Origin of the sequence: Pseudomonas sp. rhizo66, from assembly GCF_031931925.1 — a bacterium.
In the GTDB taxonomy this organism is placed as follows: domain Bacteria; phylum Pseudomonadota; class Gammaproteobacteria; order Pseudomonadales; family Pseudomonadaceae; genus Aquipseudomonas.
Genome location: NZ_JAUJWZ010000015.1, coordinates 53729 through 66345 on the forward strand (window position 1 = coordinate 53729; position 12617 = coordinate 66345).

Annotated in this window: 10 protein-coding genes; 7 read left to right on the forward strand and 3 right to left on the reverse strand. The window is 61.5% G+C overall.

Annotated elements, in window-relative coordinates; all coding sequences use genetic code 11:
• Positions 1-95 precede the first annotated feature (95 nt).
• Both QZR14_RS18320 and fabF read left to right on the forward strand, forming a co-directional pair.
• Positions 96-899 (forward strand): SDR family NAD(P)-dependent oxidoreductase, encoded by an 804-nt coding sequence (locus QZR14_RS18320; RefSeq protein ID WP_311997334.1) that lies wholly within the window; start codon positions 96-98, stop codon positions 897-899.
• A gap of 22 nt (positions 900-921) precedes the next feature.
• The gene (gene fabF / locus QZR14_RS18325; protein ID WP_311997335.1) at positions 922-2196 is read left to right on the forward strand and encodes a beta-ketoacyl-ACP synthase II; all 1275 of its coding nucleotides are present in this window, start codon (positions 922-924) and stop codon (positions 2194-2196) included.
• Here the strand turns inward: fabF and QZR14_RS18330 are convergent.
• The 3 genes from QZR14_RS18330 to eat all read right to left on the reverse strand — a co-directional run bounded on the left by QZR14_RS18330 (position 2193) and on the right by eat (position 4638).
• Positions 2193-2747 (reverse strand): TetR/AcrR family transcriptional regulator, encoded by a 555-nt coding sequence (locus QZR14_RS18330; protein WP_311997336.1) that lies wholly within the window; start codon positions 2745-2747, stop codon positions 2193-2195. The genes fabF and QZR14_RS18330 overlap by 4 nt on opposite strands.
• A gap of 137 nt (positions 2748-2884) precedes the next feature.
• On the reverse strand, positions 2885-3052 hold the full coding sequence (locus tag QZR14_RS18335; RefSeq protein WP_095120497.1) for a DUF2897 family protein: 168 nt from the start codon (positions 3050-3052) through the stop codon (positions 2885-2887).
• A gap of 221 nt (positions 3053-3273) precedes the next feature.
• On the reverse strand, positions 3274-4638 hold the full coding sequence (gene eat / locus QZR14_RS18340; RefSeq protein ID WP_103305696.1) for an ethanolamine permease: 1365 nt from the start codon (positions 4636-4638) through the stop codon (positions 3274-3276).
• Between the two features lie 399 nt (positions 4639-5037).
• Here eat and kdpF point away from each other — a divergent pair, with 399 nt between their 5' ends.
• The 5 genes from kdpF (at position 5038) to QZR14_RS18365 (ending at position 12571) form a co-directional block, all read left to right on the forward strand.
• Entirely contained in the window at positions 5038-5127 is a 90-nt protein-coding gene (kdpF, locus tag QZR14_RS18345; protein WP_007899818.1) for a K(+)-transporting ATPase subunit F, read from the forward strand.
• 8 nt (positions 5128-5135) lie between these two features.
• On the forward strand, positions 5136-6830 hold the full coding sequence (kdpA, locus tag QZR14_RS18350; RefSeq protein WP_311997337.1) for a potassium-transporting ATPase subunit KdpA: 1695 nt from the start codon (positions 5136-5138) through the stop codon (positions 6828-6830).
• Between the two features lie 10 nt (positions 6831-6840).
• Positions 6841-8898 (forward strand): potassium-transporting ATPase subunit KdpB, encoded by a 2058-nt coding sequence (gene kdpB, locus QZR14_RS18355; RefSeq protein WP_311997338.1) that lies wholly within the window; start codon positions 6841-6843, stop codon positions 8896-8898.
• A gap of 345 nt (positions 8899-9243) precedes the next feature.
• Complete coding sequence (gene kdpC / locus QZR14_RS18360) at positions 9244-9789, forward strand: potassium-transporting ATPase subunit KdpC (RefSeq protein ID WP_311997339.1); 546 nt, start codon at positions 9244-9246, stop codon at positions 9787-9789.
• A gap of 130 nt (positions 9790-9919) precedes the next feature.
• The gene (locus QZR14_RS18365) at positions 9920-12571 is read left to right on the forward strand and encodes a sensor histidine kinase KdpD (protein WP_311997340.1); all 2652 of its coding nucleotides are present in this window, start codon (positions 9920-9922) and stop codon (positions 12569-12571) included.
• Positions 12572-12617: the final 46 nt, after the last annotated feature.

Genomic DNA, 12617 nt, shown 5'->3' on the forward strand with positions numbered 1-12617 from the left:
TATTGTTTGGGGATTATGCCTATAATAATTTGCCGGATCGTTGAGCTGACATGACTCAATGACACGTTTCCATCAAGCATTCCTGGAGCATTCAAATGAATTCCGCACAATCCAAAGGCACTGCTCTCGTCACTGGCGCTTCGTCGGGTATCGGTGCGATTTACGCTCAGCGCCTGGCGGCGCGTGGTTTTGATCTGCTGCTGGTGGCCCGTGACAAGGATCGTCTGGAAAGCGCTGCGAGTAAGTTGCGTGAAGCCCATGGCATTCAGGTCGAAGTACTCAAGGCCGATCTGACGCTGAAGGACGATGTGCTCAAACTCGAGCAACGCCTGCGCAGCGATTCCAGCATCAGCTTGCTAGTCAATAACGCCGGTGTCGCGGCAGATGGATTACTGGCCAACGCCGATATGGACCAGTTGGAGCGGTTGATTCAGCTGAACATCACCGCCGTCACCCGACTGGCATCGGCGGCTGCTGCCAGTTTCGCCAAGGCCGGTCGTGGCACGATCATTAATATCGCCTCGGTGGTTGCGCTGTTTCCGGAACGCTTCAACGCTACCTACAGCGCCAGCAAAGCCTATGTACTGAGCCTCACCCAATCGCTGAACACTGAACTCGAAGGCACCGGCGTGCGGATCCAGGCCGTGCTGCCGGGTGTGACTCGCACCGAAATCTGGGAGCGCTCCGGTATTGACGCCAGTGGCATTCCGGCAGAAATGGTCATGGACGCGGGCGAGATGGTCGATGCGGCTCTGGCGGGGCTGGATCAGGGCGAGTTGATTACCATTCCTTCGCTGCCTGACGCAAGCGAATGGCACGCCTTTGTTGCGGCTCGTCATGTCATGGCGCCGAACCTTTCCCGCAGTGCTGCAGCGCAACGCTACAAGTCCGGCAATTGAATTGATCAGAGGTCACCACGGTATGGATTCGCGTCGAATAGTCGTTACGGGCATGGGCCTGGTTTCACCCTTGGGCAGCGATCTCGAAGTCGTCTGGCAGCGTTTGCTGGCCGGGCGCTCCGGCCTGCGTAACTTGCCTGAGGCAGTGGTCGCTGATTTGCCTACGCGAGTTGGTGGCACGGTACCGACGCAGGAAGAGGACGCCGAAGCCGGTTTCGATCCGGATCGCGCCACGCCGCCCAAGGAACAGAAGAAAATGGACCGCTTCATTCTGTTCGCCATGGAAGCTGCCCGGCAGGCGTTGGAGCAGGCTGGCTGGCATCCGTCGGAGAGCAACAGCCAGGAACGTACCGCGACGATTATCGGCTCTGGTGTTGGCGGTTTCGGTGCGATTGCCGACGCCGTGCGCACCACCGACAGTCGCGGTCCTCGGCGTTTGTCACCGTTTACCATTCCGTCGTTTCTGGTCAATCTCGCGGCCGGGCACGTGTCCATTCAGCATGGCCTCAAAGGTCCTTTGGGCGCACCGGTGACGGCGTGCGCTGCAGGTGTTCAAGCGATTGGCGATGCGGCGCGATTGATCCGCGCCGGTGAAGCGGATATTGCCGTGTGCGGCGGCGCGGAAGCCTGCATCGACCGCGTCAGTCTGGCCGGTTTTGCGGCGGCGCGGGCACTGTCGAGCGGTTACAACGACACCCCGGAGCGCGCGTCACGGCCGTTCGACAGCGGTCGCGACGGTTTCGTGATGGGCGAGGGCGCGGGGCTGTTGGTGATCGAATCTCTGGAACATGCCTTGGCGCGTGGCGCGAAGCCGTTGGCGGAACTGGTCGGTTATGGCACCAGCGCCGACGCCTATCACCTGACGGCCGGGCCTGAAGATGGCAGTGGTGCGCGGCGGGCTATGACGCTGGCACTGGCCCAGGCGGGTATCGAGCCGGAACAGGTGCAACACCTCAACGCTCATGCGACCTCGACGCCGGTGGGCGATCTCGGCGAATTAGCGGCGATCAAAGCGTTGTTCGGCACGCAGAATAAAATCGCTGTGACCTCGACCAAGTCGGCCACCGGTCATTTGCTCGGCGCCGCCGGCGGGCTTGAAGCCATTTTCACGCTGTTGGCTATTCGTGATCAGGTAGTCCCGCCGACGCTTAATTTCGACAACCCCGATCCGGCGAGCGCAGGCGTGGACATTGTTCATGGCCAGGCGCGGCCAATGTCGATCGAATATGCACTGTCCAACGGTTTCGGGTTTGGCGGGGTGAATGCCAGCGTGCTGTTCAAGCGCTGGCAGGTTTAGTCGCGTTTCTTGAGGTGGTCGCGGGTGACATCGAGGATGCGTTGTGCAAACTCGGCATCCGCGACGCTGCGTGACAGCAGCAGCGCGCCGACCAGTGTCGACATGATGACGATGGCGCGATCAGCGCTGTTCTCGCCTTCGAGGCTGTTCTCGATCTGCTCCAGCCGAGCATTGAGGACCACATCACTGGTGGGACTTGGTTGGCCGCGCAGGCCCAGCTCCGAAGAAATGGTCAGTAACGGACAGCCTTCATGGGGCGACGTTTGATGCCATTCGGACAGGTACGTCTCGATGAACACGTCGAGCGGGTTGTCCTGGGCAAAAATCTCTGCACATAACCCTTCGACCTGGTGGCCGGCCTCTTGCAGCGCCTTCTCCACCAACTCGTCCTTGGACTTGAAATGCGAGTAGAAACCGCCATGGGTCAGACCCAGCGCTTTCATCAGGGGTTGCAGGCCTGTGGCGCCGATTCCGTCCTTGCGAAAGCGTGCCGAAGCCTCCTTGATGATGCGCTGATGAGTCTGGGCTTTATGGTCCTGCGAATAACGCATTTGAAACTCTCCGCAACAATGTCTCCATCTTAACCAAGGAAAATTAGATGGTGACTGTACTTCTACTTCTTAAAAGCGTGCAGATAGGTCCAATGGCTATAAAAAGCACAAACCCCGCGGGTCAGGCGGGGTTGTGTTCAACGGTCTTGGGCGTCTTTGGCGTCCGCTTCGGCATTGCGTTGCGCAACGCGCTTGCGTTCTTCATCGGTCAGATCGACCTTGTTGGCGGTGTCGCGCAACATCATCAACCCACCAACGATCGAGCCGATTGCAACCACCAGAATCAACCAGGCATACCAAGGCATAACGGCTCTCCTTAAGGGCAGGTCGACGGGCGAGGATTTCGCCGTACAACACTGCATACCACTTTTGAGCGAAGTGAACTCGCAGTGGTTCCATTCTAGGCCGCTTGTACCCGGTTCACCCGAAATCCCTGTAGGAGCTGCCGAAGGCTGCGATCTGTTGATCTTGAAAAGCGAAGATCGCAGCCTCGTTTCACTCGTCAGCTCCTACAGGAGACGGGTCGTTACAGGCCTGTGAGCATCGCATCGGCCGGTGCGTTGGCACGTAGTTGCCCGGTCAGCAGGAAGTAGCCGAAACCGACCGCCATGAAGCCGAGGAAGATCAAGCCGATCAACGCGTTGAACCACGCCATCGCCACCAGGCACACCACCGCCAGCACCAGTGCAATCAGCGGAATCAACGGATAGCACGGCGCGCGAAAGGTGCGTTCCAGATTCGGTTCCGATTTGCGCAGTTTGAACAGGCTGAGCATGCTCATGATGTACATCACGATCGCGCCGAACACGGCCATGGTAATCATCGCGGCGGTCAGGGTCATGCCACCCAGGTTGATCAGACCATCGCTGTAAATTGCGGCAATGCCGATGATGCCGCCGACAATGATGGCGCGATGCGGCGTCTGGAAGCGCGAGAGTTTCGCCAGCGAGGCGGGCAGGTAACCGGCACGGGCGAGGGCGAAGAACTGCCGCGAGTAGCCGAGGATGATGCCGTGGAAACTGGCGACCAGACCGAACAGGCCGATCCACACCAGCATGTGCAGCCAGCCGGAGTTGTCACCCACCACGGTTTTCATCGCCTGTGGCAGTGGGTCGTTGATGTTGGCCAGGGTGCGCCAGTCGCCGACACCGCCGGCAAAGAACATCACGCCCATGGCCAACAGCACCAGGGTCAGAATGCCGCTGATATAAGCCTTGGGAATCGTCCGTTTCGGATCCTTGGCTTCTTCGGCAGCCATCGCCGCGCCTTCGATGGCGAGGAAGAACCAGATGGCAAACGGAATGGCTGCGAACATCCCGGCAATCGCCGGCGCACCAAACACATCCGACCCCGCCCAGCCGTTGAGGGCGAAGTTGCTGAAGCTGAACGCCGGCGCGACCACGCCCATGAACACCAGCAACTCAGCCACCGCCAGCACGCAGACGATCAGCTCGAACGTCGCCGCCAGCTTCACGCCAAGAATATTCAGCCCCATAAACACGATGTACGCACCGACCGCCGCGTGTTTCGGGTCAAGCGCCGGAAACTGCACATTGAGGTACGCGCCAATCGCCAAGGCAATGGCCGGCGGGGCGAAGACGAATTCGATCAGCGTGGCCAAGCCTGCAATCAATCCACCTTTTTCGCCAAAGGCGCGACGGCTGTAGGCAAACGGTCCGCCGGCATGGGGAATCGCCGTGGTGAGTTCGGTGAAACTGAAAATGAAGCAGGTGTACATGGTCGCGACCATGAACGAGGTCACCAGGAAACCCAGCGTCCCGGCCACGCCCCAGCCGTAGCTCCAGCCGAAGTATTCCCCGGAAATCACCAGCCCGACGGCGATACCCCACAGATGCAAGGTGCCCAGCGTGGGTTTGAGTTGTGTGTTCATGCGTTTGCTCCCTGAACGGTTTGGAAAGCTCGGGGGAGGGCGTTTGCAGTGGGCGTGCCAGTACGCTGAAACAAGTCGTAATGAGTTGAAAGCTGTCGTATCGGGGATGTTCGCGGTGGGATAGCTGCTTTTTGTGCGCCAGTTGAGTGCGATGTTGCTCGTTATGCCGTCTTCGCGAGCAAGCTCGCTCCCACAGGGGAATGCATTTCAAATTGTGGGAGCGAGCCTGCTCGCGAAGAGGCCCGGCCTGACGGCGCAAAAAACTGCTGTAACGCCCGCATAAACCCACTCTTTACGCTTTCTTTATGCCCAGCCAGACCCCTCGCTCTCGTTCCTTTACAGCCTCCTTTCCGACAATGCCTCCACACGCGGCAATACGCCGTAACACGGAGATCTTCCATGAGCGTTCTGGACGGGGTGTCACTGCTGTTGGCAGTGGGGCTGTTCATTTATCTGTTGGTTGCGCTGTTGCGCGCGGATCGGAACTAGGAGCGGCTATGCACAGTTATGACTATTGGCTGATCCTCGCGTTTTTTGCGCTGGTCTTGCTGCCGGCGCCGTTCCTTGGGCGCTTCTACTACAAGGTGATGGAAGGTCAGCGCACCTGGCTGACGCCGATTCTCGGGCCGGTCGAGCGCGGCTGTTATCGCGTCGCCGGGGTTGATCCTAACGCCGAGCAGAGCTGGCAGAAGTACACGCTGGCGCTGCTGGCGTTCAACCTCGCCGGTTTCCTCCTGCTGTTCGCGATTCTGTTGTTCCAGGATCACTTGCCGCTGAACCCGCAAAATCTGCCGGGCCAGGAATGGACGCAAGCGTTCAACACCGCGGTCAGTTTCATGACCAACACCAACTGGCAGTCCTACAGCGGTGAAGCGACCCTCAGCTACCTGAGCCAGATGGTCGGCCTCACCGTGCAGAACTTCGTCAGCGCTGCCACCGGCCTGGCCGTACTGGTTGCGCTGTGCCGTGGCATTGGCCGCAAATCGACGAAAACCCTCGGCAACTTCTGGGTCGACATGACCCGCGCCACCCTCTACGGATTGCTGCCGCTGTGCCTGTTGCTGGCGCTGTATCTGGTCTGGCAGGGCGTGCCGCAAACCTTCGCGCAGTATGTGAACGCGGTGACCATGCAGGGCGTCGATCAAGTGATCCCGCTCGGCCCGGCCGCCAGTCAGATTGCGATCAAGCAACTGGGCACCAACGGCGGTGGCTTTTTCGGCGTCAACTCGGCGCATCCGTTCGAGAACCCGACCGCGTGGAGCAACCTGTTCGAAGTCGGCTCGATCATTCTGATCCCGGTGGCGCTGGTGTTCACCTTCGGCCACTACGTCAAGGACCTGCGTCAGAGCCGCGCGATCATCGCCTGCATGCTCGCGCTGTTCCTGATCGGCGGCGCGACTTCGCTGTGGGCTGAATACCAACCGAACCCGACCTTGAACAACGCGGCAGTTGAACAGACTGCACCGCTGGAAGGTAAAGAAGCCCGCTTCGGCACCACCGCCACGGTGCTGTGGTCGGTGACGACGACAGCGGCCTCGAACGGCTCGGTCAACGGCATGCACGACAGCCTCAATCCGCTCAGCGGCATGGTCGCGCTGGTCAACATGATGGTCGGCGAAGTGATCTTCGGCGGTGTCGGTGCCGGGCTCTACGGCATGTTGCTCAACGTGCTGATCGCGGTGTTCCTTGCCGGTCTGATGATTGGCCGTACGCCGGAATACCTCGGCAAGAAACTGCAGGCGCGGGAAGTGCAATTGTTGGTGGTGACCTTGCTGGTCATGCCGGTTGGTGTGTTGGTGCTCGGTGCGATTGCCGCCGCGGTTCCCAGTGCTGCGGCGACCATCAGCAACCCTGGCCCGCACGGTTTCAGCCAGTTGCTTTACGCGTACACCTCGGCGAGTGCCAACAACGGCTCGGCGTTCGGTGGCCTGAGCGCCAACACGCCTTTCCATAACCTGATGCTGGGCCTGGGCATGTTGATCGGTCGCTTCGGTTACATCCTTCCGGTACTGGCCTTGGCCGGCAGTCTGGCGATGAAGAAAACCGCACCGATCGGCCAGAACAGCTTTCCGACTCATGGCCCGCTGTTCGTGACCCTGCTGACCGTGACCATTTTGCTGGTGGGCGGCCTGACCTTTCTGCCGACCCTCGCGTTGGGCCCTATCGCTGAACATCTGAGCATGGGCTTCTAAGGAGTCAATGATGAATATGCCCGCAATCAAACCCGCTGCCGCCAAGGCGCCGGAACAAGCGAAAACCGCGATCTCGGCCCTGTGGCGGCCGGCGCTGGTGCAAGCCTTCGTCAAGCTCGACCCGCGGCAACTGAAGCGTTCGCCGGTGATGCTGGTGGTTGAGCTGACGGCGATTTTCACCACAGTGCTGTGCTTCATTCCCGACGCCGACGTGCCGACCTTCGTCGCCGCGCAAATCGCCCTGTGGCTGTGGTTCACCGTGCTGTTTGCCAACTTCGCCGAAGCCTTGGCCGAAGGTCGCGGCAAGGCCCGCGCCGACAGCCTCAAGGCTGGCAGCGAAGGCCTCAGCGCACGACGCAAACAGGCCAACGGCAGTTTTCAGGTGGTCCCGGCTACGAGCCTGCGTAAAGGCGATGTGGTGCGCGTCGAAGCCGGGGAGATGATCCCCGGTGACGGCGAAGTCATCGAGGGCATCGCGGCGGTCAACGAAGCGGCGATCACTGGTGAGTCTGCACCGGTGATCCGCGAATCCGGCGGCGACCGTTCCGCCGTTACCGGTAACACACGCCTGGTGTCCGACTGGTTGCTGGTCAAGATCACCGCCAACCCCGGTGAGTCGACCCTCGACCGCATGATCGCGTTGGTTGAAGGCGCCAAGCGCCAGAAAACCCCGAATGAAGTGGCGCTCGATATCCTGCTGATCGGTTTGACCCTGATCTTTCTGCTGGTGGTCGTGACGCTGCAACCGTTCGCCCACTTCGCCAATGGCAGCCTGCCGCTGGTGTTTCTGGTGGCGCTGCTGGTCACGCTGATTCCGACCACCATTGGCGGTCTGCTGTCGGCCATCGGTATTGCCGGGATGGATCGTCTGGTGCGTCTGAACGTGATCGCCAAGTCTGGCCGTGCGGTAGAAGCAGCGGGCGACGTGCATGTGCTGTTGCTGGACAAGACCGGCACCATCACTTTCGGTAACCGTCGTTGCAGCGCGGTGTATGCCGCGCCGGGTGTGAGTGGTCGCGAGCTGGCCGAAGGGGCGTTGTTTGCCTCTTTGGCTGACGAAACCGCTGAAGGTAAATCCATCGTCGAATACCTGCGCGGTCTGCACCCGCAGCCTGAGCCGGCGCTGGAGACCTTGACCGCTGTACCGTTCAGCGCTGAAACCCGTTTGTCCGGCGTCGACTATCAGGGCCGTGTCTACCGCAAAGGTGCAGTGGATTCGCTGCTGAGTTTCCTCGGCCAAAAACGCTCGGATCTGGCCCCGGCACTGTCGCGGGAAATCGACAAGATCGCCCAGAGCGGCGGCACGCCATTGCTGGTCTGTGCCGACGGCAAATTGCTGGGCGCGATCCACCTCAAGGACGTGGTCAAGCCGGGCATCCGCGAGCGCTTCGCCGAACTGCGCAAACTGGGCATTCGTACGGTGATGGTCACCGGCGACAACCCGCTGACGGCTGCCGCGATCGCTGCTGAAGCAGGCGTTGATGACGTCCTCGCCGAAGCCACCCCGGAGAAAAAACTCGCGCGCATTCGTCATGAGCAGAATGACGGTCGTCTGGTCGCGATGTGCGGTGACGGCGCCAACGATGCTCCGGCGCTGGCCCAGGCTGACGTCGGCATGGCGATGAACGACGGCACCCAGGCCGCCCGCGAAGCGGCGAACATGGTCGACCTCGACAGCGACCCGACCAAGCTGCTCGACGTGGTGCAGATCGGCAAGGAATTGCTGGTGACCCGTGGTGCGCTGACGACGTTTTCCATCGCCAACGACGTCGCCAAATACTTCGCGATTCTGCCGGCGCTGTTCGCCTCGATTTATCCGCAACTGGGCGTGCTGAACATCATGCAGCTGACCAGTCCGCAGAGCGCGATTCTCTCGGCGATTGTGTTCAACGCCTTGATCATCGTCGTGCTGATTCCGCTGGCGCTGCGCGGTGTACGCGTGCAGGCGGCGAGTGCGGCAGCGTTGCTGCGGCGCAACCTGTTGATCTATGGCTTGGGCGGGATTCTGGTGCCGTTCGTGGGGATCAAGGCGATCGACATGCTGCTCACGGCGCTGCATCTGGTGTGAGGCTGATATTACAGCCCCTCACCCTAACCCTCTCCCAGAGGGAGAGGGGACTGACCGAGGTGTTTACGAGAGCTCCATCGACTTGAAATACCGAGCCGAACTCAGGTTTTGAAAAGCACACAAATCGGCTCCCTATCCCCTTGGCGACTTTGGAGGAGAGGGGACTGACCTAGGTGTTTACGGAAGCTGTACCGACCTGAAATCCCGAGTCGAACTCAGGTTTGAACTGCACAAAGATCGGCTCCCTTTCCCCCTCGCCCCCTTGGGGGAGAGGGCTGGGGTGAGGGGGAAAAGCTCTCCCTGACACCCCGCAAAAGTTTGCCCAACGAATTCGAGGATCTTGCAATGTCCACAATGATACGTCCGGCCCTGAGCCTGCTGGTGCTGATGACCCTGGTCACCGGCGTCGCCTATCCACTGGTGGTGACCGGTGTCGCGCAAGTCGCATTTCCCGCCCAAGCCAACGGCAGCCTGGTGCACGACGCCGACGGCAAGGTCCGCGGCTCGTCGCTGATCGCCCAGGATTTTGTCGGCGATGCGTGGTTCCATCCACGGCCATCGGCCGGCGCGTTTGCTACGGTTTCCAGCAGCGCGAGCAACCTGGCCCCGAGCAATCCCGCACTGGCAACCCGCGTGATCGACGATGCCAATAAATTGCAGGTTCCGGGGCAAGGCCCGGTGCCATTGGCCTTGCTGACCACCTCCGGCAGTGGCCTCGATCCACACTTGCCACCGGCGGCAATTGCCTATCAACTGGCGCGTGTCTCGGCAGCGCGAAATGTGCCGGTATCGACTCTTCAGCAACTGCTCGATGCGCATATCGAACAGCCGCTGGTGGGGCCGCCGGTGGTGAATGTGCTTGAGCTGAATATGGCACTGGAAAAACTCTGAATCAGCGGCGCGGCCATTCGCGAGCAGGCTCGCTCCCACAGTGGAATGCATACTCCTTGTGGGAGCGAGCCTGCTCGCGAATAGGGCCGAAAGAACACCGCATAACCATCAGCAAGAGAGAACATCAAGCATGAGCGACTCCGGCCGCGCCGACGCGCTGTTAGCAGACCTGCCCCGTGACGGCCGTGGCCGGCTCAAGGTTTTCCTCGGCGCCGCTCCCGGAGTCGGCAAGACCTACGCCATGCTCCAGGCCGCCCACACGCAATTGCGCCAAGGCGTGAAAGTCATCGCTGGCGTCGTCGAAACCCATGGCCGCGCCGAAACCGAAGCGCTGCTCGGCGGCTTGCCGCAGCAACCGTTGGTGCGCTCGGAATACCGTGGCGTGATGCTCGAAGAAATGGACCTCGACGGCATTCTCGCGGCCAAACCGAAACTGGTGCTGGTCGATGAGCTGGCCCACAGCAACGCCCCCGGCAGTCGCCACACGAAACGCTGGCAAGACATTCAGGAACTGCTCGCCGCCGGCATCGACGTGTTCACCACGGTCAACGTCCAGCACCTGGAAAGTCTCAATGATCAGGTGCGCGGCATCACCGGTGTGCAAGTGCGCGAAACCCTGCCGGACTGGGTCCTGCAAGAAGCCTACGAACTGCTGCTGATCGACCTGCCGCCACGTGAATTGCTCGAGCGTCTGCGCGAAGGCAAAGTCTACGTGCCGGAGCAGGCCCGCGCGGCGATCGATGCGTTTTTCACCCAGACCAACCTCACCGCGTTGCGTGAATTGGCGATGCAAACCGCCGCCGCGCAGGTCGATAACGATCTCGCCCAAGGCTATCGCCAACTTGGTCAGGCGGCCCCGGCGGTGCGTGGACGCCTGCTGGTCGGCGTCGATGGCGATGCGCAGGCCGAACGCCTGGTGCGCCATGCCAGCCGCGTCGCCCAGCGCCGGCATTTGCCGTGGAGTCTGGTGCATGTCGATAACGGCAGCGTGCGCGATGAGCAATCGCGCCTGCGCCTGCAAAGCGCTCAGCAATTGGCCGAGCGCCTGGGCGGTGAAGTGGTGTTGCTGCGCGCCGGTGAGGTGGCGAAAACCCTGATCCAGCATGCCGCCGAACGCCGTGCGAGTCTGGTGCTGGTTGGGCAGTCCCGGCCACGTCTACGCCGGCGTCTGTTTGGCGGTGGCCTCGCGGCGCGCCTGCTGCGTCAGGCTCACGGGCTGGAGATCAACGTCCTCGACAGCGATCAGCAACAGCATCAACCGCGCCCGCGCAACGCGCTGACCCTGGTGTGGTTCGACTATGCCTTGGCGCTGGTCGCCACCGTATTGGCCACCGCCCTGGCGTGGGCAGTGTCGAGCGTGCTGCCGCTGCCGAACATCTCGCTGGTGTTCCTTGCGGCGGTGCTGTTGGTGGCGGTGCGCAGCAGTCTCGGCCCGGCGCTGGCCTGTGCCGCGCTGTCGTTTCTGACCTATGACTTTCTGTTCATCCCGCCGAATTTTTCCTTCGCCATCCAGCGCGAAGAAGACGTCCTGACGCTGTTGTTTTTCCTGCTGATGGCGGCGCTCACCGGCAACCTCGCGGCGCGTCAGCGTCGGCAATTGCAGGCCTTGCGCGACACCCAGGAAGAGACCACCGAATTGCTCGACCTGTCGCGCAAACTCACCGCCGCAACCGATCGCCAAGCGGTGGTCAGCGCCGCCGCGCAGCACCTCAATGGCTGGAGCGATCTGCAGTTGTGCCTGCTCAACCGCGACGGCCAGGGCGGCTGGAAAGTCGAGACCGGTGGCCCGCTGGAATTTACCGAGTCCGAACGCGCCGCCGCCGATTGGGCCTGGCAACACGATCAACCGGCAGGCATGGGCACCGGCACATTGCCGTTCGGACGCTGGTGGTGGTGGCCGCTTTCGGTCGAGGACGGGCCGCTGGCCTTGCTCGGTGTTTGCGCCAAGGAAGGCCAGACCTTGAGCGGTCAACGTCGGCGTTTGCTCACCGCGTTGAGTCAGCCGCTCGCCCAAGCGCTGGCGCGCGCGCAGTTGGCTGATGACCTGGAAGCCGCGCGCCTGCACGGTGAAACCGAACAACTGCGCAGTGCCTTGCTGGCCTCCGTGTCCCACGATTTGCGCACGCCGCTGACCGCCATGCGCGGCAGCATCGATAGCCTGTTGGCCCTCGGCGAAGCGATCCCGCTGGAGGATCGGCGTGAACTGCTCGAAGGCACTCGCGATGAAGCCGAACGCCTGGATCGCTACATCCAGAATCTGCTCGACATGACCCGCCTCGGCCACGGCGCGCTGAAACTGGCGCGAGATTGGGTGTCGCCCGCCGATATCGTCGGCAGTTCGCTCAATCGTCTGCGCGCGGTGCTGGCGCCATTGCAGGTCAGCACCGATGTGCCGGCCGAGTTGCCGCTGTTGTTCGTGCATGCGGCGCTGATCGAGCAAGCACTGGTCAATGTATTGGAAAACGCCGCACGTTTCTCACCCGCGCACGGTCGTTTGCAACTGAGTGCGGGCGCGAATGACCAGGAGATTTTCTTCTCGGTCAGCGACGAGGGGCCGGGGATTCCCGAGGAGGAACGGGCGAAGATTTTCGACATGTTCTACACCGCTGCCCGGGGTGATCGTGGCGGCCAGGGCACCGGCCTCGGCCTGGCAATCTGTCAGGGCATGGTCGGTGCGCACGGTGGGCGTATCAGCGTCGCTGACGGCATCGACGGACGCGGCACCTGCATCACCTTGCACTTGCCGTTGCAGACGCAACCGGGGCTGGACCATGAAGCCTGATGCGGACTGCGCTACTCTCTTGCCATTCTTTTGTGTTGATGTGAAT

Coding starts and splice junctions, on each gene's coding strand:
- QZR14_RS18320 (WP_311997334.1), top strand. CDS start 96: ATGAATTCCGCACAATCCAAAGGCACTGCTCTCGTCACTGGCGCTTCG.
- fabF (WP_311997335.1), top strand. CDS start 922: ATGGATTCGCGTCGAATAGTCGTTACGGGCATGGGCCTGGTTTCACCC.
- QZR14_RS18330 (WP_311997336.1), bottom strand. CDS start 2,747: ATGCGTTATTCGCAGGACCATAAAGCCCAGACTCATCAGCGCATCATC.
- QZR14_RS18335 (WP_095120497.1), bottom strand. CDS start 3,052: ATGCCTTGGTATGCCTGGTTGATTCTGGTGGTTGCAATCGGCTCGATC.
- eat (WP_103305696.1), bottom strand. CDS start 4,638: ATGAACACACAACTCAAACCCACGCTGGGCACCTTGCATCTGTGGGGT.
- kdpF (WP_007899818.1), top strand. CDS start 5,038: ATGAGCGTTCTGGACGGGGTGTCACTGCTGTTGGCAGTGGGGCTGTTC.
- kdpA (WP_311997337.1), top strand. CDS start 5,136: ATGCACAGTTATGACTATTGGCTGATCCTCGCGTTTTTTGCGCTGGTC.
- kdpB (WP_311997338.1), top strand. CDS start 6,841: ATGAATATGCCCGCAATCAAACCCGCTGCCGCCAAGGCGCCGGAACAA.
- kdpC (WP_311997339.1), top strand. CDS start 9,244: ATGTCCACAATGATACGTCCGGCCCTGAGCCTGCTGGTGCTGATGACC.
- QZR14_RS18365 (WP_311997340.1), top strand. CDS start 9,920: ATGAGCGACTCCGGCCGCGCCGACGCGCTGTTAGCAGACCTGCCCCGT.